Below are 22,858 nucleotides of genomic sequence, written 5' to 3'. Positions count from 1 at the left end.
CCCTCTACGAATACACCAGCGGCACCGGCGCCAACATGAGCATGGTGCCGATCAGTATCGGCGACATGCTCGGCGCACTGATCATCATCGGCATTACCTTCGCCCTGGCGCGCAACTTGCCGGGCCTGCTGGAAGTGTTCGTGCTGTCCAAACTCAACTTGGCCCAGGGCAGTGCTTACGCCACGACGACGTTGCTGTCCTACGTGATCGCTGGCGTCGGTTTCGTTTCCACCCTGTCGACACTCGGGGTGAGCTGGGACAAATTGCAATGGCTGGTGGCCGCGCTGTCGGTTGGCCTCGGTTTCGGCATGCAGGAGATCTTCGCCAACTTTATTTCCGGGATCATGATCCTGTTCGAACGCCCGGTGCGCATCGGCGACACCATCACCATCGGCAACCTGTCGGGCACGGTGAGCAAGATCCGCATCCGCGCCACGACCATCACCGACTTCGACCGCAAGGACATCATTGTCCCGAACAAGACGTTCATTACCGGGCAACTGATCAACTGGTCGCTGACCGACACCATCACACGGGTGACCCTCAAACTCGGCGTCGATTACGGTTCGGACCTGGACCTGGTCAAAGAGCTGCTGCTGAAGGCCGCGCGGGATAACCCACGCGTGCTGAAAGATCCGGAACCCCACGTGTATTTCCTGAACTTCGGTGAAAGCACTCTCGACCACGAACTGCGCATGCACGTGCGCGACCTCGGCGACCGCAACCCGGTGCTCGACGAGGTCAACCGCTTCATCAATCGCGAGTTCAAGAAGCAGCACATCAACATCTCGTTCCGGCAGATGGAGGTTTACCTGAAGAACCTGCACGGACAGGAATACAAGATGGTGCCGATCGAGCCGGAAGCGAAAACCATTGTGCCGATAAAGGATGGCAAGCAACCGCCACAAATGCCGCCCGCCGCCAAACTCGACTAACCGGACTTTCCCCAGCAGAATGCTCGGACATTCTGCTGGAGCCGGCCCTTGAAAGCCCTCGACGAACTGACCTTCGATAATCGCTTCGACCGCTTGGGCGATACGTTTTCCGCCCACGTGCTGCCCGAGCCCATCGACAACCCGCGCCTCGTAGTCGCTAGCCCTGCCGCCATGGCGCTGCTGGACCTTGACCCGGCCGTGGCCGAAACCCCGGAGTTCGCCGAGCTGTTCAGCGGCCATAAGCTCTGGGCCGATGCGGTTCCTCGGGCAATGGTCTATTCCGGGCATCAGTTCGGTTCGTACAACCCGCAACTGGGCGACGGTCGGGGCCTGTTGCTGGGTGAGGTGTACAACGAGGCCGGCGAACACTGGGACCTGCACCTCAAGGGTGCCGGCCAGACACCGTTTTCGCGCATGGGCGATGGTCGTGCGGTGCTGCGCTCCTCGATCCGCGAATTCCTTGCTTCTGAAGCGTTGCACGCGCTGAACATCCCGACCACACGAGCATTGTGCGTGATCGGCTCCGACACCCCGGTCTGGCGCGAAAAACAGGAGCGCGCCGCCATGGTCCTGCGCCTGGCACCGAGCCATGTGCGCTTCGGACATTTCGAGTATTTCTACTACACCAAGCGCCCCGAAAAACAGAAAGAGCTCGGCGATCACGTGCTGGCCATGCATTTCCCGCAATGCCTGGAACAACCGGAACCGTATCTGGCCATGTTCCGCGAAATCGTCGAACGCAACGCCGAGCTGATCGCCAAGTGGCAAGCCTACGGCTTCTGCCACGGGGTGATGAATACCGACAACATGTCGATCCTCGGCATTACCTTCGATTTCGGCCCGTTCGCCTTCCTCGACGACTTCGACGCCAACTTCATCTGCAACCACTCCGATGACCAGGGCCGCTATTCCTTCAGCAACCAGGTGCCGATCGGACAGTGGAACCTCAGCGCCCTGGCCCAGGCCTTGACGCCGTTCATCAGCGTCGAGGCCCTGCGCGAAACCCTCGGCCTGTACCTGCCACTGTTCCAGGCCCATTACCTCGACCTGATGCGCCGTCGTCTTGGCTTCACCACGGCTGAAGACGACGACCAGAAGCTGCTGGAACACCTGCTGCAACTGATGCAAAACAGCGGCGTCGATTACAGCCTGTTCTTCCGCCGCCTGGGCGACGAATCACCGGAGGCGGCCGTCGCCCGCTTGCGTGATGACTTCGTCGACCTCAAGGGCTTCGATGCCTGGGGCGAGCTCTACATCGCCCGGGTTGCCCGCGAAGGCGCGCTTGATCAAGCGCAGCGTCGGCAACGGATGCACGCGGTGAATCCGCTGTACATCCTGCGCAATTATCTGGCGCAAAAGGCTATCGATGCGGCAGAGAGCGGCGACTACTCGGAGGTTCGGCGCCTGCACACGGTGCTGAGCAAGCCGTTCGAGGAACAGCCGGGAATGGAAAGCTACGCCGAACGGCCGCCGGAGTGGGGCAAGCATCTGGAGATCAGTTGTTCGTCGTGAGCAAGTATCAATCCGCCGGATCAATGGCACTGATCACACGCGCAATGATGTCGGACATCGTCGCATCGTCAAGACGCTCGATAAACCTGGCTGAGCCATCACGCACTCGTTGTTCGATGTCAAAGCTGCGTACCTGATTGCAGACGGCGACACCATTGGTTTCGTATCCGGAAATGACGACGGCCAGACCAACGTGTCGACTGAAACTTCCGCCGCTCGTAATGGGTACAGTCATGCTGACACCAAGTGAATTGATTTCACTTGGTGTTATCACGACGAAACGATGCCGGTTCATCATCTCCCGGCCGGCTACCGGGTTCGGGTCGATCCAATAAACATCTCCCCGTTTCGGGGGTTGGCGACGAACCATCAACCCAGCTCCCGACCAAGCGGCCCACCTTCACGAGCAGACGCTGTCTGCTCATTCAGCGCGGCTATTTCATCGCGGCCCTCAAGCAACTCTGCAAGGCTAAAGCGTTTGCGCGCGGGCTGCACAACGGGGCGGGCAATCAATTCACCATCGATCACATTCAGCTCCAGCTGCGCCCCTACTTCCAGATGCAGAAGTTTGAGCAATGCAGGCGGAAGCGTGATCACCGCTGCACCGCCTTGCCGACGAATTTTTGAAGTCACGGACATGGGATAACTCCGTTCCGATAATTGAAAGATATCGACATTTCGATAAGTGCAACAAAAGTAGCACGCAGCTAGAGCCAAAGCGAACCTCACTATTGGAAATGGTGGCCTGAGTAGCCTCCAGCGTAGCTACCGTTCCTGAAATGAAGACCAGGAAAATGTGAGCATTTGCGACGGTTCGCGCATAGCTCCAGAGTTTGGCTGGCTTGATATATTCCGCACTCATCTCCAAATCATCGTCATTGCCAAATCCTGGAGCCGCAAATGACCAATCCTCTCCTCATCCCCTGCCCCCACTGCAATGGCCTCAACCGCATCCCGGCCGAACGCCTGAACGATCATCCCAAATGCGGACGCTGCAAAGCCGAGGTCTTGTTGAACAAGCCGTTTGAACTGAAACAAGGTGACTACGCCAGCCAGATCAAGGGTGATTTGCCGTTGCTGGTGGACGTGTGGGCGGACTGGTGCGGGCCGTGCAAGTCGTTTGCGCCGGTATTTGAACAAGCGGCAGCGCAACTGGCGGGCAAGTGCCGGCTGGCCAAGCTGGACAGTGAGGCCAATCAGCAATTGTCAGCCCAGCTGGGGATTCGCTCGATCCCGAGCCTGATCCTGTTCAAGAACGGCCGGGAAGTCGCACGCCAGAGCGGGGCGTTTCCATTGCCGCAGTTGATGAGCTGGCTGCGCAGTCAGGGGGTCTGATTCCATTGAGCCGATCACGGGGTGGTACGCTGCCGAGAGGTCCAGCCGCTGAGGCGGCTAGCACCTTTTTCGTGACCTGACCACCTGCGAAATGTGACAGTATCGGCGCTAAAAAAAAGCTGATTGAATCAGTTTCAGTGTTCTGCCGCACGGCCAGGACGCCTTCTGAATCCGGCCTCGGCCAGGACTACTACAAGGGAGAACTGAAATGACTCAATCATCCACTGAATCGTCAAAAGATCTTGCCAGACCAGAGCTACCCGAAAAGCTGAACGGTAGAATTACCGAGCAATTCCTTGATTCCAACCGACAAAGGATTCCGGTGACCATTCAGCGCTACCCGGGGCAAGCGGAGGGCGACCGGATAAATTTGTACAGTGGAGGTCCCGACGCTGATGTCGTGGTGAGCACGGCAATAGTCACCCAAACACAGAGTGAAACCACGATCCACATCGACGCCATCAAACTAAGGAAGCTCGCGCCTGGTACGCATGCGATGTTCTACGACACTACTCCCAAATCCGGGACGCCTGTACGGGAATCCAGCTGGCTACTCTACCAGTGGCTCCCGAAGTAACTTGCACCGGTATTTTCCTAACGATTCATGCAGTGTCATCCGGGAGCGCTGAAAAGTAGCGAATCCTGTCGCTCGGTGTGTTGCGCCGCACCATCGGTCCGTATCAATCAGGCGTTTTCCAGCAGGTTGTGCAGCTCGACGAATTGCTGCGTCAGCTTGTGTCTTGGATCGAGATGGATCAGCGGCGTATTGGCCTGGTGGGATTCGCGCATGCGCACCGAAGAGGCCAGATACACCGGCAACACCGGCAGCCCCTCAGCGATCAGTTCGTCGAGAATTTGCTGCGGCAGACTGGCTCGGGCCTGAAACTGGTTGACGACGATGCCTTCAACTTCCAGACCTTCGTTGTGGTCCTCCTTCAGCTCTTCGATTTCCGCCAGCAGGCCGTATAGCGCCTGGCGCGAAAAACTGTCGCAATCGAAGGGAATCAGCACGCGATCAGCGGCGATCAGCGCTGAAACGGCGTAAAAATTGAGCGCTGGAGGGGTATCGAGGTAGATCCGGTCATAGTCTTCGCTCAGCTCTTCCAGCAACTTCCTCAGTTTGTTGATCTTGTGCTTGGCCTCGAGCTTGGGCTGCAAGTCCGCCAGTTCAGCCGTGGCGGTGACGACATGGAGGTTATCGAACGGCGTTTCGTAGATATCGACCTGGTTTTTTCTGGAGAACGGCCCGGAAGACAGGGTTTGCTTGAAAAAATCGGCAATCCCCATGGGAATGTCATTGCCGGTGAGCCCCGTCAGGTATTGAGTGGAATTGGCCTGGGCATCGAGGTCAACCAAAAGGGTGCGAAAACCCTCGTTGGCGCTGACCGCCGCCAAATTGCAGGCAATGCTGGATTTGCCCACGCCACCTTTCTGATTGAACACCACGCGCCGCATGTCAAAACCTCCGTGTATCAAAGAATGACCGAGTGTAGTGGTGCATGGCGTTGCTTAGCTACCTCCCGGAATGGGGACTACACAGTCAGTCGTCGTCTCGCACCAAAAAACGGGAAACATCAGAGCCATACGCAGCAGTGGCCGACAAACGGCATGATGAAAATGTGAATAATTGCCAAACGTTCATTTTTCGCCAACCAGGCGGTACATCTTGCTGAGCAAAATGTAACCAGCATTTGCTACGCGTTCGTCGCACCGGGATAATGCGCACCACTCGGCGCCAAGCGCCACGTAGGGTGTGCCGTGCATTTGCGCACTCATCGCGTCAAGAAAGCCCGCAGGGGCGGGATGAATGTCTGTGATCAATTTCAACATCGCCCAGTGGCGCGCGTGGGCCCCGGGGCTCGAAAGCGTGGACGATTGGCAAGCCTGGAGTCGACGACCGGTCGTACTCCCGGGCAGCGATGCGGCCCCGGATGTCTCGTTTCTGCCGGCCATGCAGCGCCGACGCCTCAGTCGGCTGGCGAGGATGGCATTCAGTGTCGCTTGGCCCCTGGCCGAAGGTCGTCAGGACTTGCCGCTGGTCTTTGTTTCCCGTCATGGTGAAACCCCGCGCACCTTCGACATTCTCAGTGAGTTGGCCGTTGAACAGCCGCTGTCGCCCACTCAATTCAGTCTTTCTGTGCACAACGCGATCATTGGCCTGTGGTCGATCATGCGCGGTGAAACCAGCGAGATGACCGCCCTTGCCGCAGCCGGCGATGGCCTGGAACACGGCATGCTGGAAGCCGCGGCCTTGCTGAATGAGGGTGCGCCGGCCGTGTTGCTGGTGGTAACCGAGGAACAGCCCCCCGAAGCCTATTCGACGTGGATTGATGACGTGCCGTTTCCGTACGCCCTCGGCCTGCTGATCACGCCAGGCAACGACTGGCAGCTGTCCCTGAACAGCCCCTCGGATGCGTTGTCCAAGTCTCGCTGGCCCCATGCACTGAATCTGTTGAAAACGCTGCTGGGCCAGCAAACCACCTGCCAACATGCCTGGAAAAATCGTGTATGGACCTGGCAACGCAATCCATGATCGAGAAAAACCGCGACGCCTACTACTGGCGCCTGCTGGCAACTGCTGCAAGCTTTACCCTGTTCGGACTGGGCGGGCTGTGCCTGCGCGTGGTGGTTTTTCCGTTGCTCGGCTGTTTGCCGGGCGATGCCCGGACCCATCGCCTGCGCGCGCGGCATACGGTCAGCCGTTGCTTCTGGTTTTTCGTGCGGTTCATGGCTCGCGCCGGCGTGCTGACCTATGACATTCAGGGCGAGGAAAAACTCGGACGCCCGGGGCAGATGATCATCGCCAATCATCCCTCGCTGATCGACGTGGTATTCCTGATCGGGCTGGTGCGCCACGCCAACTGCGTGGTCAAGCAAAGCCTCTGGGAAAACCCTTTCACCCGCGGCCCGCTACGCCGTACCGAATACATCAGCAACGACGGCAGCATGGACATGCTCGATGCCGCCGCCGATGCATTGAAAGAGGGTCAAACCCTGATCATCTTTCCCGAAGGCACCCGCACCCAGCCGGGTCAGGCACCGGCCTTTCATCGGGGAGGAGCGGCAATTGCCGTGCGGGGTGCGAAAATCCTCACCCCCGTGGTGATCAGGGTCAATCCGACCACGTTGACCAAGGCGGAGCCCTGGTATCGGATCCCAAAGCGTCGTGTGCACTTCAGTTTTCGCGTCGGGGCCGATATAGACCCACAGGCCTTCGCTGCGCTGGGCCCAGCGCCTCAAGCCTCGCGCAAGCTCAATGATTACCTACATTCGTACTTTATTAAGGAGCTCGCCGAAGATGAGCGATCTGCACCGTGATATCAAAATGCTTATCATCGACGCCCTTGGCCTCGAAGACATCAGTGCCGACGACATCGGCGATGACCAGACGCTCTTCGGCGAAGGCTTGGGCCTGGACTCTGTCGATGCTCTGGAACTCGGCCTGGCCATCCAGAAAAAATACGGCATCAAAATCGATGCCGACGCCAAGGACACGCGTAATCATTTCAGCAACGTGGCGAGCCTTGCGGCGTTCGTCACCGCAAAACAGGCAGCTTGAGACCGGACCATGCAAACTCGTGACGACATTTTCAACACCCTGCGCGATGCCTTGGTCGAGCTGTTTGAACTGGAGCCCGAGCGCGTCAGCCTCGAATCCAACCTGTATCAGGATCTGGAAATCGACAGCATCGACGCGGTTGACCTGATCGACCACATCAAACGTCAGACCGGCAAGAAAATCGCCGCCGAAGAATTCAAATCGGTGCGTACCGTCAGCGACGTCGTCGAGGCGGTCTACCGTCTGGTTCAACCGGCCGCATGAGCCGACTGATCGGCCTTGGCCTGCTGCTGGCAGGCCTGCTGTACCCCTTTGCGGTGTATTTCGGCATGGAGCATTTCGCGCCGTGGCAATTCGGTTTGCTGCTGGGCAGCCTGTGGCTGGCCCGCGCACTGAGCGGCCGACAAAAGCCCGGCAGCCTGTGGATGGCCGCGGCAGCCATCGTCTTTTGCCTGCTGCTGGCGCTGTTCGACAGCCCGGTGTTGTTGCGTTGGTATCCGGTGCTGATCAGCGGTTTCATGCTGGCGCTGTTCGGATCGAGTCTGATGTACGGCCCGCCAATGGTCGAACGCCTGGCCCGTCTGCGCGAACCGCACTTGCCCGCCAAGGCCATTCGCTATACCCGCCAGGTGACCATCGCCTGGAGCGTGTTTTTTCTGTGCAACGGTTTGTGCGCCGCCGCCCTGACGCTGTGGGCGCCACTGAACTGGTGGATGTTGTACACCGGTCTTATTTCCTACGGATTGATAGGCCTGATGTTTGCCATTGAATGGCTGATACGACAACGGGTACGAGGCCACCCATGAATTGGATAAAACTTGAGCAGCTGCTGCTCAAGGCCGAGCCGCAGCGAGCCGTAACGGCCGAGCCGCCGCTCGATCACGCACATCTGTGTGCCCAGGCCCTGAGCCTGGCCGCCGGCCTGCAAGCCCAGGGTGTGCAGCGCATTGCCGTGCACCTTGAAGACGCCGCCGATCTGGCGATTGCCCTGCTGGGTGCCTGGCGTGCCGGGGTCAGCGTATTGCTGCCCGCAGACTTGCAAGCGCAAACCCGCCAGCGCTGGTCGAAGGAAGTGGACCTGTGGCTCACCGATCAGCCCGACGATGCTCAGCTGAGCGCTTACCGACATGCACCGCTCAGCGCCGCCGCACTGGATCTGGATCAATGCCGGCTGAGCCTGTGCACGTCCGGATCCAGTGGCGAGCCCAAGCGCATCGAAAAAAACCTGCGGCAATTGGCCAATGAGGTCCAAGCCCTGGAACAGCTGTGGGGCGCCGATCTCGGCCCGGCATGCATCATCGGCAGCGTTGCCACCCAACACATCTATGGCCTGCTGTTCCGCGTGCTCTGGCCACTGTGTGCCGGACGCCCGTTCACGCGCAGGCAACTGGCGTTTCCGGAAGACCTGCAACGCGCCAGTCGCCAGCATCCGGCTTTCGCCTGGGTGGCCAGCCCGGCACTGCTCAAGCGCATGGGCGACAACCTCGACTGGCCCGCCATGAGCGCAGTGCGCCGGGTATTTTCTTCCGGCGGCGCGTTGCCGGCCGAGGCGGCTAAGATTTTGTACCAACGCCTCCATCAATGGCCGACAGAAATTTTTGGCAGCTCGGAAACCGGCGGCATCGCCTGGCGCCAGGGGCCAACGCTCTGGCAACCCTTCGCCGATGTCGCCTTGAGCCAGGACGCTGACGGCGCACTGCTCATCGCCTCACCCTACTTGCCCGCCGGCCATGTCGAACATACCGCCGATGCCGCGCGAATTGTCGCTGACGGCCGTTTCGAGTTGCTGGGGCGGCTGGACCGAATCGTCAAACTGGAAGAAAAGCGTATTTCGCTACCGATGCTGGAACAGGCGTTGATGACCCATGCATGGGTGGCCGAAGCGCGCCTTGGCGTCGTCCAGGAAAATCGCGCTTCACTGGGTGCATTGCTGGTCCTGACAGAAGCGGGCCTTCATGCCTTGCGCAATCAAGGACGACGCACGCTCACTGAACAATTGCGCCAACACCTGAGCCAGCATTGCGAAGCGCTGGCCCTGCCACGGCGCTGGCGCTTGCTGCGACAACTACCGCTGAACACCCAGGGAAAACTGCCCCAGGCCGACGTCGAAGCCTTGCTGCTGGCGCCACGCCCCAAGGCGCCGCAAATTCTGGAACAGCTCGAAACCGAAGGCGAGTGGAGCCTGCAACTGGCCGTACCGCCGGATCTTGCCTATTTCAGTGGTCACTTCCCCACGGCGCCGGTATTGCCCGGCGTGGTGCAAGTGGAGTGGGCGCTGAACCTCGGCCAGCAATTGATGAACTTGCCGGAAAAGTTCGCCGGCATGGAAGTGCTGAAATTCCAGCAACTGGTGCGTCCGGGGGATGAAGTCCAATTGCACCTGCGTTTCGACCCGGACCGCAGCAAACTGTACTTTGCCTATCGCAATGAAACAGCGACCTGCTCCAGCGGGCGGATTTTGCTGGAACCCGCAGGTGCAAACCAGCATGCATAGCCCCTGCGCAGTCATTCCGGTGTACAACCACGAAAGTGCAATCACCACCGTGGTCGATGCGCTGATTGCCCGCCATCTGCCGTGCATTCTGGTGGATGATGCCAGCAGCCCGGCGTGCGCCAGGGTGCTTGATCGACTGGCGCAACGCGAAATGGTCTACCTGATTCGCCTCGCTGCCAATCAGGGCAAGGGCGGCGCGGTCATGACCGGCCTGCGTGAAGCGTCGCGCCTGGGTTTCAGCCACGCCTTGCAAGTGGACGCCGACGGCCAGCATGACCTGCAAGACGTGCAACGCTTTATCGAACTGTCGCGCAAGCATCCGCAAGCGGTGATCTGCGGCTACCCGAAGTACGATGAAAGCGTGCCCAAAGGCCGCTTGTACGCCCGCTACCTGACCCACGTCATGGTCTGGATCAACACGCTGTCGCTGCAGATTCGCGACTCGATGTGCGGCTTCCGTGTGTATCCGCTGCCGCCGGTTCTGGCACTGATCGAGTCGGCAAAAATCGGCAAACGCATGGATTTCGACTCGGACATCCTGGTACGCCTGGCCTGGCGCAACCAACCGATGCAATGGCTGCAAACCAAAGTGCATTACCCGCTGGACGGTGTTTCGCATTTCCGCCTGTTCTACGACAACGTACTGATATCGAGCATGCACACCCGGCTGTTTTTCGGCATGTTGCTGCGTTCACCCGTGATCCTCTGGCGGCGGTGGCGAGCATGAACGCGCAAAAGCAACACTGGGCCGACCGCGAAGAGCGCGGCAGTTTCTGGCTGATGAAATTTACCGCGGTCGCCGCCAAAGTGCTTGGCCGTCGCCTACTGAGCCCGCTGCTGTACGGCATCGTCCTGTATTTCTTCCTGTTCGGCCGCAGCGCCCGCCACAGTGCCTGGCAATATCAGCAACGCCTGGCCGAGTGGAGCGGTCGCAATGAATTGCGCCCGAGCCATTGGCGAGTGTTCGGCCAGTTCATGGCCTTCGCCGACTCCATGCTCGACAAACTCGACGTGTGGAACGGCAAGTTGAGCATCGAGCAGATCGAAATCATCGACCCGGCGCTACTGCGCAATCAGTTGCGCGGTACTCGCGGGCAGATGCTGGTGGGCGCTCACCTGGGCAATCTCGAAGTCTGCCGCGCACTGGCGGAAATCGGCGAAAAGGTCACCATGAATGTGCTGGTGCACACCAAACACGCCGAGCAATTCAACCGCTTGCTCGGCGAAGCCGGCGCGACCAATCTGCGCCTGATCCAGGTCAGCGAACTGGACCCGGTGATCATGCTGCAACTGCACGAGCGCCTGGAGCGCGGCGAGTGGCTGGCGATTGCCGGCGACCGCGTGCCACTGCATGGCGGGCGCAGCGTGACAGTGGATTTCCTTGGCCATCCGGCCAGGTTTCCGCAAGGGCCGTGGCTGTTGGCCGGTTTGTTGAAATGCCCGGTCAACCTGTTGCTGTGCCTGAAGAAACCCGACGGTGACTATCGCCTGACCATTGAGCCTTTTGCGGACTCGATCATCTGGAAACGTACGGATCGCGAGCAGGTCATTCATCAGTGGGCCTCCCGCTACGCCGAGCGCCTGAGTCACTATTGCCTCGACGCGCCTCAACAATGGTTCAACTTTTACCCTTTCTGGAAGACCGATGACGACGCCAACGCTTGAGCCGGTAACCTTCGGCGAACTCCCTTTGCGCATCGAAGACGTGCTGGCCCTGGCCAACCGCCAGGCGCCGGCGCAATTGCAGAGCGACGCTGCCTACCGCGAGCGCATCGCCAAGGGCGCTCGTTTCCTCGACTCTCTGCTGGACAAGGAAGGCGTGATCTACGGCGTGACCACCGGTTACGGCGATTCCTGTGTGGTGGCGGTGCCGCTGCATCACGTCGAAGCGCTGCCGCAGCATCTGTACACCTTCCACGGTTGCGGGTTGGGTAAATTGCTCGACGCCCAGGCCACCCGTGCGGTGCTGGCGGCGCGGTTGCAGTCACTGTGCCACGGCGTGTCGGGGGTGCGGGTGGAACTGCTGGAACGCCTGCAAGCCTTCCTTGAATACGACATTCTGCCGCTGATTCCGGAAGAGGGCTCGGTCGGCGCCAGCGGCGATCTGACGCCGCTGTCCTACGTCGCCGCCACGCTGTCTGGTGAACGCGAAGTGATGTTCCGCGGCGATCGCCGCCAGTCCGCCGAGGTGCATCGCGAGCTCGGCTGGAATCCGCTGGTGCTGCGTCCGAAAGAAGCCCTGGCGCTGATGAACGGCACCGCCGTGATGACTGGCCTCGCCTGCCTGGCCTTCGCCCGCGCCGACTACCTGCTGCAACTGGCGACGCGCATCACCGCGCTGAACGTGGTCGCGCTGCAAGGTAATCCCGAGCATTTCGACGAGCGCCTGTTCGCCGCCAAACCCCATCCGGGGCAGATGCAGGTCGCCGCGTGGCTGCGCAAGGATCTGGCGATCGACGCCCCGACCGCACCGCTGCATCGCCTGCAAGACCGCTATTCCCTGCGTTGCGCGCCCCATGTCCTTGGCGTGCTGGCCGATAGCCTGAACTGGTTGCGTTCATTCATTGAAATCGAGCTCAACAGCGCCAACGACAACCCGATCATCGATGCCGAAGCCGAACGTGTTTTGCATGGCGGGCACTTCTATGGCGGCCACATCGCGTTCGCCATGGACAGTTTGAAAAACCTGGTCGCCAACGTCGCCGACCTATTGGACCGGCAACTCGCCCTGCTGGTGGATGAGCGCTACAACCACGGTTTGCCGAGCAATCTCTCCGGTGCCACAGCCGACCGAGCGATGCTCAACCACGGTTTCAAGGCCGTGCAGATCGGCACCAGTGCCTGGACCGCCGAAGCATTGAAAAACACCATGCCGGCCAGTGTGTTCTCGCGTTCCACCGAGTGTCACAACCAGGACAAGGTGAGCATGGGCACCATCGCCGCCCGCGATGCGATCCGTGTACTGGAATTGACCGAACAGGTCGCCGCCGCCACATTGCTCGCCGCCAACCAAGGCGTCTGGCTGCGTGGTCAGGCCGAGGACGCGCGACCGTTGCCGCCAGCGCTCGCGGCCATGCACGAAGCGTTGGGCAAAGACTTCCCGCCGGTCATCGAAGATCGTGCGCTGGAAGGCGAACTGCGCCTGTGCCTGAAACGGATCGCCGAACAACACTGGAGGCTGCATGCGTAGCAAGGGAGTGCTGCACACCGATACGGAAATCCTCGTACCGTTCTTTGACGTCGACAGCATGAACGTCGTCTGGCACGGTCATTACGTCAAATACCTGGAAATCGCCCGTTGCGCGTTGCTGGACAAGATCGGCCACAACTACACCGCGATGTCCGACTCGGGTTACGCGTGGCCGGTGATCGACCTGCAATTGCGCTACGTGCGCGGTGCGGTGTTCGGCCAGAAGCTCAACGTGCGAGCCAATCTGGTGGAATGGGAAAACCGTCTGAAGATCAACTACCTGATCAGCGATGCGCAAACCGGCGAACGCCTGACCCGCGCGGTTTCCGTGCAAGTCGCGGTCGACATGAGCAACCGCGAGATGTTGTTGGCTTCCCCCAAAGTCTTCACCGACGCCGTCGAAAGGGCCTTGCCATGATGTTCCGCCACCCCCGGTCCCCTGTGGGAGCTGGCTTGCCAGCGATGGTCGTTAACGATGACGCTGGGGCCAAACCCTGCGGCGTTCTCGGGTTTTTCGCGAGCAGGCTCGCTCCTGCAGTGTTGTGCGTGGTGTTGGGCATTCCGGGGCTGGCTCAGGCATTCGATCTGCAACAGCTCAGCGATCAACTGGCCAAGCCCGACGTCATCCACGGCAACTTCATCCAGGAAAAGCACCTGCGTGCCCTGCCCCAGCCACTGACCAGCAAAGGCACGTTTGTCCTGGCGAAAAAATACGGTCTGCTGTGGCTACTGAAAACCCCGTTACAACAGGATTACCGCATCACCACCCAAGGTATTGCCCGACGCGACGGCAACAGCTGGCAGATGCTGCCTGGCAAAAGCGCCGGCGCCGAGCAGAACCGTTTGTTCCTCGCTGTGCTGCAAGGCGACAGCAGCGGCCTGCAACGGGATTTCGAACTGTCCTTGAGCGGCGACGCGCAGAACTGGAAACTGACCCTGCTACCGCGTTCGATGCTGCTCAAGCAGGTGTTCAACCAGATCAACATTGCCGGCGGTGAACTGGTGCACAGCATCGAATTGCTTGAAACCCAGGGCGACCGCACCCTGTTGCGCATGCAGGACAGCACCAGTGCCCAACCCTTGAGCGACGCGGAGCAACATGACTTTGCCCAGTGAACGCAGGCTGCCGTGGCTATTCGTGATCCTGCTGCTGGCCGTGGTTGCGCTCGCCGGTTGGCAATGGCGCAACGGTGCACCGTTGTCGGCCAACCTGATGGAACTGGTGCCGGGCACTGCGCCCGACGCTCTGGAACTGCGCGCCGAACAACGCATGCAGGAACCACTGAATCGCGAAATGCTGGTACTGGTCGGCCATGAACATCGTGAGCAGGCCATCGCCATGGCGCAAAAACTCGGCGATCAATGGCAGGCCAGTGGTTTGTTCGAGAAGGTCCAGTGGAACCTGCAAGCCGATTTGCCGGCGCTGCGCACGCAACTGTTGCAGGGCCGTTTGTCGATGCTCTCGGCGGACGATCGCCAGCAATTGATCGAGCATCCCGACGCCTTTATCCAGCAACGCGTACAAGCGCTGTTCGACCCTTTCACCGGCTTCAGCCTGGTGCCAAGCCAGGACGACTGGCTGGGCCTGACCGGACGCATCCAGAACAGCCAGCCGCAGCACGGTGCGGTGCAACTGGACCTCGGCAGCGGCGCGTTGATTGCCGATGCCGACGGCAAGAGCTGGGTACTGCTGCGCGCCCGCACCACCGGCAACGCCTTCGACATGAGCCTGCCGCTGCAAGTGGCCGATCTGCTTGCGCAAAGCCGCGAAGAAGCCGCAAGGTCTGACGTGCAACTGCTGGCCGCCAGCGGCCTGCTCTATGCCGCCAATGGTCAGAAACAGGCGTCCCGTGAGATGACCTGGGTCGGCGGTGGTGCCACCGTCGGCATCCTGTTGTTGTTGCTTCTGGCCTTCCGCCGCTGGCGTGTGTTGCTGGCATTTGTCCCGGTGCTGGTGGGCATGCTGTTCGGCGCGGTGGCGTGTGTGGCACTGTTCGGTCATATGCACGTGATGACACTGGTGCTGGGGTCGAGCCTGATCGGCGTCGCGGTCGATTATCCATTGCACTATTTGTCCAAGAGCTGGAGCCTGAAACCCTGGCAAAGCTGGCCAGCGCTACGCCTGACTTTGCCGGGCCTGACATTGAGCCTGATCACCAGCGCCATCGGCTACCTGGCCCTGGCCTGGACGCCGTTCCCCGCGCTGACCCAGATTGCGGTGTTCTCCGCCGCCGGTCTGCTGGGAGCTTATCTGTCCGCCGTATGCCTGTTGCCGGCGCTGCTCAAGGGTGTGGAGTTGCGCCCGGCGCAATGGCCGCTGCAGGTGTCCGGATTTTTGCTGGCTCGTCGCGAAGACTTGCTCAAGATCCTGAGCACGCCGGTGCTGCTGGTGCTGCTGCTCGCTTTCTGTGTCGCTGGCCTGCTGCAACTGCAAACGAAAAACGACATTCGCCAATGGGTCGGTGCACCGCAGCAATTGACCGACGAAGCACAAACCATCGCACGGATCACCGGCTATCAACCCACCAGCCAGTTCTTCCTGGTGCGGGCCGCCAACCAACAGCAATTGCTCGAACGATCAAGTGCCTTGAGCGAACGTCTGGATCAGTTGGTCAATCTGGAAAAACTTCAGGGCTATCTGTCGCTCGACCAATTGGTCAGCCCGCCAAATGACCAGCAACACGTTCGCCAAGCCTTGGGCAAACTGCCGCAGTTCTGGCAGCCGCTGCTGGATGTCGGCGTGCCGGTCGCGGCATTGCAAGCAGAGTTGACCCAGCTGCAAGCACTGCCCGTCGAAGACATCGACAGTGCCCTGGCCGGGCCGCTGGCGGAACCTTATCGCTTGTTGTGGCTGGGGCCGACCGATGACGGCGTAGCGGCCATGGTCAGCCTGCAAGGCATCACCAACCCGAACTTACTGCAAGTCCAGGCTGAAGATTTACCGGGGGTGGTACTGGTGGATCGACTGGGTGAGCTGAACCGTGTTTTCGCTGCCACTCAAATCAGCGCTGCCGAACTGAAACTCGCTTCCTGTGTGCTGATCGTGCTGGTGTTGGTCGTGCCGTTCGGCTTTGGCGGCGCACTGCGCATTGTGTCCCTGCCGCTGCTGGCCGCTCTGTGCAGCCTGGCCAGCCTCGGTTGGCTGGGGCAGCCGCTGACGCTGTTCAGCCTGTTCGGCCTGCTGCTGGTGACGGCGATCAGCGTCGACTACGCGATCCTCATGCGCGAACAGGTCGGTGGCGCCGCCGTGAGCCTGTTGGGCACCTTGCTGGCGGCATTGACCACTTGGCTGTCGTTCGGCTTGCTGGCGGTGTCCAGTACGCCCGCGGTGAGTAATTTCGGCTTGTCGGTTAGCCTGGGGCTGATCTTCAGTTTCCTGCTTGCCCCCTGGGCCGGGCGCCATGTGCATGCGCTACCTGTTGCGGAGCCGACAACATGATGATCGTTGTGTTTTGGCTAATGGCCCTGGCGTTGTTCGCCGTGGCGACTCGCATCGGTCGCCACGTCGGCCTGATCCCGATCGTCAGCCAGTTGTTGCTGGCGACCATTGGCCTGCCGCTGTTGATGTTCTTCTGGATCGAGCCGCAATGGCAACTGAGCGGCGCGGCGCTGGTGTCGCCCATCTGGCTGAAAAACCTCTACAGCCTGAGTTTTGCACTGCTGTTGGGCTATATCCTCAGCGATGTGATCGATCTGCAACTGGACCGCCGAAGCCTGAAAATCGCCCTGCCGAGTTTCTGTATTCCGTTCGTCTGCGGCCTCGCCACCGCGGTCTGGCTGCTGCCGCCGCAACCGTGGATCAGCTCGCTGGCCGTAGGTTTGTTGTTTGCCATCACTGCGATTCCAGTGTTGTACCTGTACCTGCGACACATCGATTACCCGCCAGCCGCCACCCGTCGACTGGTACAGACCGCGATCCTGATCGACCTCGCCTGCTGGACCCTGTTTGCCCTCGCCCAAGGCAGCCTGCACCTGGGCAGTCTCCTGCTGCCCTTGGCCGGTGCCTGCCTGCCCGTGTTGCTGCGGCTACTCGGACTGCGCCAGACCTGGCTCTACAGCCTGGGCTTTTTCGCCCTGCTGGTGGTCGCCGAACACTACAAGCTCAATGCGCTGATTTTCGGCATCGGTTATGTGTTGATCATGGCCGCGCTGAAGGCGCCGCTGGTGCTGCCGCTGCCGGCGATCTGGATGAGCCGCCTGCAGACCTACATCGCCATCCCGTTGATCCTCACCTTCGGCATCGTGCAGATCAACGTGCACAGCGCGATGGACAGCCTTGGCTGGCTGCAACTGGTGGCGCTGCTGCTGTTGCCGATCGCCAGCAAACTGCTGGGCAACTGGATCGGCCTGGGCTGGGCCGGCGCCTCGTTCCAGGGCGCCAGTCGCTGGCGCGAAAGCGTGCTGCTGAACATTCGCGGCTTGAGTGAGATCGTCTTTCTCAACCTGCTGCTGCAACAACAGCTGATCAGCCCGGCGCTGTACTTTGCGTTGATGCTGATGGGCCTGGTCGCGACACTGCTGCCGGCACTCGCCGGTATGCACCGAATTCCCCTGAACGCTGCCGCCCCGGCAAGGAGCCCTCATGCCAACCGTTGAATTGCAACGTCGCCCGATCGTGGTCATCGGGGCCGGCCCTTCCGGCGCTATCGCCGCTGCGCTGCTCAAACGCAAGGGCCATGATGTGCTGGTCATCGAGCGACAGCATTTCCCCCGGTTTTCCATCGGCGAGAGCCTGCTGTCGCATTGCCTGGATTTCGTCGAAGAAGCGGGCATGCTCGATGCCGTCAACGCGGCCGGCTTCCAGCTGAAGACCGGTGCTGCGTTCGCCTGGGGCGAGCGCTACAGCAGCTTCGATTTCGGCGATACGTTCACCCAAGGCAAACCGACAACGTTTCAGGTCCAGCGCGCCGACTTCGACAAGCTGCTGGCCGATCAGGCCGCCCTGCAAGGTGTGGAGATCCGTTACGGCGAAACCATTGTCAGCGTCGATATCGATCAAGCCAAGCCACTGCTCGGCGTCAGGCGTGAGGATGGCAGTGAGTATCGGATCGAAGCGGATTTCATGCTCGATGCCAGCGGTTACGGACGTGTCCTGCCACGCTTGCTCGACCTGGAGGCGCCGTCGAATTTCCCGCTGCGCCAGGCCGTGTTCACCCACATCGAAGACCATATCGACAACCCGAATTTCGACCGCAGCAAGATCCTTGTCACCACGCACCCTTCCCAGCGCGATATCTGGTTCTGGACCATCCCGTTCAGCAACGGGCGTTGCTCGGTCGGGGTGGTCGCATCCGCGGAACATTTCGAGGGTCGCACCGACAATCTGGACGATTGCCTGCGCGGCTTCATCGCCGAAACGCCGAGCCTCGCCGGTGTACTGACCAACGCCGTTTGGGATACCCCGGCGCGTACCATCGGCGGGTACTCGGCCAACGTCAAAACCCTGCACGGGCCGGGTTTTGCCTTGCTGGGCAACGCGGCGGAATTCCTCGATCCGGTGTTTTCCTCCGGCGTGACCATCGCCATGCGTTCGGCGAGCATGGCCGCTGCGGTTTTGCACCGTCAGTTGCAAGGCGAAACCGTCGACTGGCAACGCGAGTTCGCCGAACCGCTCAAGCGCGGTGTGGATACCTTCCGCTGCTACGTCGAGGGCTGGTATGCCGGGACTTTCCAGGACGTGATTTATTTCCCTGGCGGTGCCCCGGACATTCGCCGCATGATCAGTTCGATCCTCGCCGGTTATGCCTGGGATGAGCGCAACCCGTTCGTCGCCGAACCCAAACGCCGACTGCGGATGTTGTCGCAGCTGTGTTCAAGGGACGCCACATGAGCTACTTGAGCAACACTTACGTCGAAGAGACCCGTTTCGGGCTTTGGTTCCTGCGCAGCCACACCTGGCAGCATCATGTGCTGCGCGTGGCGATCAATGATCTGCAGCGCCTGTTCGGCGACGTGTTGCCAAGCCGTCCGGTGTTGCTGGACGCCGGTTGCGGTCAAGGCAAGTCATTTCGCTATCTGCAACAGGCCTTCATGCCCGAGCGTCTGATCGGCGTGGACGCCGACCCGCAAAGCCTGAACCAGAGCCGCGCAGAAGCAGCTGGCCAAGGTTTGACGGTAGAATTGCTCGGCAGCGATTGCGCGACCCTGGCCGTGCCCGACGCCAGCGTCGACCTGCTGTTCTGTCACCAGACATTCCATCATCTGGTCGAGCAGGAACAGGCACTCGCCGAGTTCTATCGCGTGCTCAAGCCGGGTGGTTACCTGCTGTTCGCGGAATCCACCGAGGCTTACATTGATACCTGGGTGATTCGCTGGTTGTTCCGCCACCCGATGCACGTGCAAAAGAGTGCCGCGCAGTATCTGGCGATGATTCGTCGACAGGGTTTTCAATTCACGGAAAAAAACGTGTCCTATCCGTACCTGTGGTGGAGCCGCGCCAGGGATTTCGGCCTGCTTGAACGTATGGGCTTGCGCCAACCGAAGCCTTTTGGCCAACGGGAAGAAACGCTGGTCAATGTGGTGGCGCGCAAACCTCTTGAAGGTGCTGTGTGATGTTTTTCGTCAACCGCTTCGCCATGCGATTTCTTCTATCGGTCGCAGTCCTGCTGCTCAGCGCCTGTGCCAGCCAGCCGCCGCTACCCGAAAAAAACCCGAGCCTTTCGTTGCCTTTGCAATTTCACATCCAGCGCTTGCAGGCCGAACAGCGTCAAGACTGGGTACTGGTGATCCAGCGTGAAGGTCCGGCCATTCGCTGGTCGATGATGGACCTGCTGGGCATTCCCCAGGCACGCCAGAAACTGGTCGACGGCTCGTGGCGCGCCGATGGCCTGCTGCCGCCCAACCCGGAAGCCCGAGAACTGTTCGCCGCGTTGCTGTTCGCGCTGACCCCGAAAGACGAGCTACAGAGCAACTACCCCAGCGCCTGGCAACACGGCGCGCAACGTTCGCTGCCAGCGCGCTGGGACGTTCATTATTCACAACCCTCGAGCTTCGAATTGAGTTTGCCAAAAGGCCCGAATTATCAAATCACGCCCCTGAGCGGTGACACCCCATGACGGCCTACCTGAACGCCCTCGGGGTGATTTGCTCGCTGGGGCGCGGCAAGGCGCAAGTCGCCCGCAACCTGTTCGCTGGCGACTGCTCCGGCATGCGCAGTGAAGCTGGCTGGGTGCTGGAGCGTTCGTTGCCCGTAGGCGCGGTGCAGGGCGAGCTTGCGGCGATTCCGCCACAGCTGAGTCGGCAGCGCAGCCGCAACAATCAACTGTTGCTCGAAGCCGCCCTGCAAATTCGCCAGGACATCGATCAAGCGATCCAGACCTACGGTCGTCATCGCATCGGCGTGGTGCTCGGCACCAGCACCTCGGGCATCGATGAGGCCAGTCAGGGGCTGGCTCAGTACGTGCGCGAGCAGCAGTTCCCGAACGAATATGACTATGAGCAACAGGAACTCGGCGCACCGGCAAATTTCCTCGCCGACTGGTTGCAACTGAGCGGTCCCGCCTATGTGATTTCCACCGCCTGCACCTCCAGCGCCCGGGCATTGATGAGCGCCCGGAGACTGCTCGATCTGGGCGTTTGCGACGTGGTGCTGTGCGGTGGCGTCGACACATTGTGCAAGCTGACCCTTAATGGTTTCTCAGCGTTGGAGGCGGTGTCCGGGCAACGCTGCAATCCGTTCTCGGTAAACCGCAACGGCATCAACATCGGTGAAGCGGCGGTGCTGTTCCTGATGAGCAAACAGTCCAGTGACAGCCAGGCGATTGCCTTGCTGGGCAGCGGCGCCAGCTCCGATGCCCATCACATTTCCGCGCCGGAACCGACCGGCCGTGGAGCCCGACAAGCGATGCGCAAGGCTTTGAACCAGGCCCAATTACAGCCCGAACAAATCGGCTACCTGAACCTGCACGGCACCGCTACCCAGCACAACGACGCCATGGAAAGTCAGGCAGTGAATGCGCTGTTTGCGCAAGGTGTCCCCTGCTCGTCGACCAAACCCATGACCGGTCATACCCTCGGCGCCGCCGGGGCACTGGAAGCGGCGTTCTGCTGGTTGAGCCTGAGCAAGGACAACCACGCGCACGCCCTGCCGCCGCACATCTGGGATGGCCAACCGGACCCGGCGTTACCGCCCCTGAAATGGGTGACCCCGGCCGATCGACTGGCGTCCACAGGACCTCGCTTCCTGATGAGCAATTCCTTTGCCTTCGGTGGCAACAACGTCAGCCTGATTATCGGAGACGCCCCATGATTGACTGGCCGCTCGCCGAACTGCTGCCTCACGCCGGCGACATGATCTTTATCGATCAGATCCTGGCATTCGATGACGAGCAGATTCACACCCGCCTCACCGTCAAGCCTGATGGCTTGTTCAGCCTGCCTGACGGCAGTTTGCCGGCCTGGGTTGGCATCGAACTGATGGCCCAGAGCGTCGCCGCCTTCGCCGGTTGTCATGCGCGCCAGCGTGGCGAAACGGTGGCCTTGGGCTTTCTGCTCGGCAGCCGCAAGTTCGAGTGCAACGTCGAAAACTTCCCGGCCGGCAGCGAGTTGACCATCCACGGCATCCGCTCGCTGGAGGACGACAACGGCATGGGCGTGTTCGAATGCCACATCGACGGGCCAGGCATTCACGCCACCGCCCGCCTGAACGTGTACCGCCCGCCGCAGGCGGCTCAATATCTTCATGAACCCGCAGGAGTCCAGTCATGACTGAATCCGTACTGGTCACCGGTTCCAGCCGTGGTATCGGCCGCGCCATCGCCTTGCGCCTGGCCCAGGCCGGGCATGACATCGTGCTGCATTGCCGCAGTGGACTGACCGAGGCCATGGCCGTGCAAGCCGACATCGAAGCCTTGGGACGCAAGGCACGCATCCTGCAATTCGACGTCAGCGACCGCGCCATGTGCAAAGCGATGCTTGAGGCCGACGTCGAAACCCACGGCGCCTATTACGGCGTGGTGCTCAACGCCGGCCTGACCCGTGATGGTGCTTTTCCGGCACTGAGCGAGGATGATTGGGATGTGGTGATGCGCACCAACCTCGACGGTTTCTACAACGTGTTGCACCCGGTGATGATGCCGATGATCCGTCGTCGCGCCGCCGGGCGGATTGTCTGCATCACGTCGGTGTCCGGCCTGATCGGCAACCGGGGCCAGGTCAACTACAGCGCCTCCAAGGCCGGCCTGATCGGCGCGGCGAAAGCATTGGCGATTGAACTGGGCAAGCGCAAAATTACCGTTAACTGTGTCGCCCCCGGCCTGATCGACACGGCCATGCTCGACGAAAACGTGCCGGTGGAAGAACTGATGAAAATGATTCCCGCACAACGCATGGGCACACCTGAAGAGGTGGCAGGCGCAGTGAATTTCCTGATGTCCGCGGAAGCCTCGTACATCACCCGGCAGGTTCTGGCCGTCAACGGAGGCCTGTGCTGATGAAGCGCGTCGTCGTCACCGGCATGGCCGGCATCACCTCACTCGGCAGCGATTGGCAGACCATCGTCGGCAACTTCGCCGCCAACCGCAGCGGCATCCGCCGGATGGACGAGTGGGATCGATTCACCGAGCTCAACACGCGCCTGGCGGGGCCTATCGACGACTTCAAGGTGCCGAGCCACTGGACTCGCAAGCAACTGCGCAGCATGGGCCGCGTTTCCCGGCTGGCAGTCGGCGCGGCGGAACAGGCGTTGACGGACGCCGGACTGCTCGACGACGAATCGATCAAGGATGGACGCATGGGCGTCGCCTGCGGTTCGTCCACCGGCAGCACCGACGAGATCAAGGCGTTCGGCAACATGCTGCTCAATTCGGTGGCCGAGGGCCTGAACGCCAACTCGT

Annotated in this window: 27 protein-coding genes; 24 read left to right on the top strand and 3 right to left on the bottom strand. The window is 60.8% G+C overall.

Translation table 11 applies throughout. The features are described 5' to 3' along the window. Both D8U18_RS26430 and selO read left to right on the top strand, forming a co-directional pair. Positions 1 to 935: mechanosensitive ion channel domain-containing protein (locus D8U18_RS26430; protein WP_131109002.1), on the top strand; the 935-nt coding region annotated here is incomplete at its 5' end. Positions 936 to 983: 48 nt separating this feature from the next. After that, the gene (gene selO, locus D8U18_RS26425) at positions 984 to 2,447 is read left to right on the top strand and encodes a protein adenylyltransferase SelO (RefSeq protein WP_130907014.1); all 1,464 of its coding nucleotides are present in this window, start codon (positions 984 to 986) and stop codon (positions 2,445 to 2,447) included. A 7-nt stretch (positions 2,448 to 2,454) separates the two neighbouring features. On the opposite strand, the gene D8U18_RS26420 is transcribed toward selO, so the two are convergent. Beyond that, the gene (locus tag D8U18_RS26420; RefSeq protein ID WP_056852303.1) at positions 2,455 to 2,817 is read right to left on the bottom strand and encodes a type II toxin-antitoxin system PemK/MazF family toxin; all 363 of its coding nucleotides are present in this window, start codon (positions 2,815 to 2,817) and stop codon (positions 2,455 to 2,457) included. Further along, entirely contained in the window at positions 2,817 to 3,086 is a 270-nt protein-coding gene (locus D8U18_RS26415; protein WP_056852302.1) for a hypothetical protein, read from the bottom strand. Before D8U18_RS26415 ends, D8U18_RS26420 begins: the two co-directional genes overlap by 1 nt. Before the next feature lie 261 nt (positions 3,087 to 3,347). On the opposite strand from D8U18_RS26415, the gene trxC reads away from it, so the two are divergent. Both trxC and D8U18_RS26405 read left to right on the top strand, forming a co-directional pair. Beyond that, complete coding sequence (gene trxC, locus D8U18_RS26410; protein ID WP_130903929.1) at positions 3,348 to 3,782, top strand: thioredoxin TrxC; 435 nt, start codon at positions 3,348 to 3,350, stop codon at positions 3,780 to 3,782. 208 nt (positions 3,783 to 3,990) lie between these two features. Further along, entirely contained in the window at positions 3,991 to 4,359 is a 369-nt protein-coding gene (locus tag D8U18_RS26405; RefSeq protein WP_130903928.1) for a hypothetical protein, read from the top strand. A 107-nt stretch (positions 4,360 to 4,466) separates the two neighbouring features. On the opposite strand, the gene D8U18_RS26400 is transcribed toward D8U18_RS26405, so the two are convergent. Then, positions 4,467 to 5,237: a ParA family protein gene (locus D8U18_RS26400; protein WP_056852300.1), complete on the bottom strand. Its 771-nt coding sequence runs from the start codon at positions 5,235 to 5,237 to the stop codon at positions 4,467 to 4,469. Between the two features lie 352 nt (positions 5,238 to 5,589). Between D8U18_RS26400 and D8U18_RS26395 the strand changes: the two genes are divergently transcribed. The 20 genes from D8U18_RS26395 to D8U18_RS26300 all read left to right on the top strand — a co-directional run. Continuing rightward, positions 5,590 to 6,315, top strand: coding sequence for a beta-ketoacyl synthase chain length factor (locus tag D8U18_RS26395; RefSeq protein WP_056852299.1), 726 nt, complete (start codon positions 5,590 to 5,592; stop codon positions 6,313 to 6,315). Then, a complete protein-coding gene (locus D8U18_RS26390) occupies positions 6,291 to 7,100 on the top strand; it encodes a lysophospholipid acyltransferase family protein (protein WP_056852298.1) in 810 nt (269 codons plus the stop codon). Before D8U18_RS26395 ends, D8U18_RS26390 begins: the two co-directional genes overlap by 25 nt. After that, positions 7,081 to 7,341: a phosphopantetheine-binding protein gene (locus D8U18_RS26385; protein ID WP_056852297.1), complete on the top strand. Its 261-nt coding sequence runs from the start codon at positions 7,081 to 7,083 to the stop codon at positions 7,339 to 7,341. Before D8U18_RS26390 ends, D8U18_RS26385 begins: the two co-directional genes overlap by 20 nt. Before the next feature lie 9 nt (positions 7,342 to 7,350). Beyond that, positions 7,351 to 7,605, top strand: a complete 255-nt coding sequence (locus tag D8U18_RS26380) for an acyl carrier protein (protein WP_028622164.1) — start codon at positions 7,351 to 7,353, stop codon at positions 7,603 to 7,605. Then, positions 7,602 to 8,147, top strand: coding sequence for a hypothetical protein (locus tag D8U18_RS26375; RefSeq protein ID WP_056852296.1), 546 nt, complete (start codon positions 7,602 to 7,604; stop codon positions 8,145 to 8,147). Before D8U18_RS26380 ends, D8U18_RS26375 begins: the two co-directional genes overlap by 4 nt. Then, the gene (locus D8U18_RS26370; RefSeq protein WP_131109000.1) at positions 8,144 to 9,835 is read left to right on the top strand and encodes an acyl-CoA synthetase family protein; all 1,692 of its coding nucleotides are present in this window, start codon (positions 8,144 to 8,146) and stop codon (positions 9,833 to 9,835) included. The genes D8U18_RS26375 and D8U18_RS26370 overlap by 4 nt, the downstream gene beginning before the upstream one ends. After that, positions 9,828 to 10,562: a glycosyltransferase family 2 protein gene (locus tag D8U18_RS26365; protein WP_130903925.1), complete on the top strand. Its 735-nt coding sequence runs from the start codon at positions 9,828 to 9,830 to the stop codon at positions 10,560 to 10,562. Before D8U18_RS26370 ends, D8U18_RS26365 begins: the two co-directional genes overlap by 8 nt. Then, on the top strand, positions 10,559 to 11,500 hold the full coding sequence (locus D8U18_RS26360) for a glycosyl transferase (protein ID WP_056852294.1): 942 nt from the start codon (positions 10,559 to 10,561) through the stop codon (positions 11,498 to 11,500). The genes D8U18_RS26365 and D8U18_RS26360 overlap by 4 nt, the downstream gene beginning before the upstream one ends. Then, a complete protein-coding gene (locus D8U18_RS26355; RefSeq protein WP_131108998.1) occupies positions 11,481 to 13,025 on the top strand; it encodes an aromatic amino acid ammonia-lyase in 1,545 nt (514 codons plus the stop codon). Before D8U18_RS26360 ends, D8U18_RS26355 begins: the two co-directional genes overlap by 20 nt. Beyond that, positions 13,018 to 13,443 carry an acyl-CoA thioesterase gene (locus D8U18_RS26350; protein WP_056852292.1) on the top strand — a complete coding sequence of 142 codons (426 nt, stop codon included), beginning with the start codon at positions 13,018 to 13,020 and terminating at the stop codon, positions 13,441 to 13,443. Before D8U18_RS26355 ends, D8U18_RS26350 begins: the two co-directional genes overlap by 8 nt. Next, positions 13,440 to 14,141: an outer membrane lipoprotein carrier protein LolA gene (locus tag D8U18_RS26345; protein ID WP_130903922.1), complete on the top strand. Its 702-nt coding sequence runs from the start codon at positions 13,440 to 13,442 to the stop codon at positions 14,139 to 14,141. Before D8U18_RS26350 ends, D8U18_RS26345 begins: the two co-directional genes overlap by 4 nt. Further along, positions 14,125 to 16,464, top strand: coding sequence for an MMPL family transporter (locus D8U18_RS26340; protein WP_131108996.1), 2,340 nt, complete (start codon positions 14,125 to 14,127; stop codon positions 16,462 to 16,464). Before D8U18_RS26345 ends, D8U18_RS26340 begins: the two co-directional genes overlap by 17 nt. After that, entirely contained in the window at positions 16,461 to 17,621 is a 1,161-nt protein-coding gene (locus D8U18_RS26335; protein WP_056852289.1) for a hypothetical protein, read from the top strand. Before D8U18_RS26340 ends, D8U18_RS26335 begins: the two co-directional genes overlap by 4 nt. Further along, entirely contained in the window at positions 17,608 to 18,855 is a 1,248-nt protein-coding gene (locus D8U18_RS26330) for an NAD(P)/FAD-dependent oxidoreductase (protein WP_131108994.1), read from the top strand. The genes D8U18_RS26335 and D8U18_RS26330 overlap by 14 nt, the downstream gene beginning before the upstream one ends. Then, positions 18,852 to 19,577, top strand: coding sequence for a class I SAM-dependent methyltransferase (locus D8U18_RS26325; protein WP_130903918.1), 726 nt, complete (start codon positions 18,852 to 18,854; stop codon positions 19,575 to 19,577). The genes D8U18_RS26330 and D8U18_RS26325 overlap by 4 nt, the downstream gene beginning before the upstream one ends. Beyond that, positions 19,577 to 20,080, top strand: a complete 504-nt coding sequence (locus D8U18_RS26320) for a hypothetical protein (RefSeq protein WP_130930578.1) — start codon at positions 19,577 to 19,579, stop codon at positions 20,078 to 20,080. The genes D8U18_RS26325 and D8U18_RS26320 overlap by 1 nt, the downstream gene beginning before the upstream one ends. After that, positions 20,077 to 21,273 carry a beta-ketoacyl-[acyl-carrier-protein] synthase family protein gene (locus tag D8U18_RS26315; protein WP_131108992.1) on the top strand — a complete coding sequence of 399 codons (1,197 nt, stop codon included), beginning with the start codon at positions 20,077 to 20,079 and terminating at the stop codon, positions 21,271 to 21,273. Before D8U18_RS26320 ends, D8U18_RS26315 begins: the two co-directional genes overlap by 4 nt. Then, a complete protein-coding gene (locus tag D8U18_RS26310; protein WP_056852285.1) occupies positions 21,270 to 21,731 on the top strand; it encodes a hotdog family protein in 462 nt (153 codons plus the stop codon). The genes D8U18_RS26315 and D8U18_RS26310 overlap by 4 nt, the downstream gene beginning before the upstream one ends. After that, positions 21,728 to 22,456, top strand: a complete 729-nt coding sequence (gene fabG, locus D8U18_RS26305) for a 3-oxoacyl-ACP reductase FabG (protein WP_130903916.1) — start codon at positions 21,728 to 21,730, stop codon at positions 22,454 to 22,456. Before D8U18_RS26310 ends, fabG begins: the two co-directional genes overlap by 4 nt. After that, positions 22,456 to 22,858 (top strand): beta-ketoacyl synthase N-terminal-like domain-containing protein (locus D8U18_RS26300; protein ID WP_277752497.1); only part of this gene is annotated, 403 nt, incomplete at its 3' end. The genes fabG and D8U18_RS26300, both read left to right, overlap by 1 nt.

Origin of the sequence: Pseudomonas sp. Sample_10 (assembly GCF_004321495.1) — a bacterium.
GTDB lineage: Bacteria > Pseudomonadota > Gammaproteobacteria > Pseudomonadales > Pseudomonadaceae > Aquipseudomonas.
This window is presented reverse-complemented; position numbering and strand designations above follow the sequence as displayed.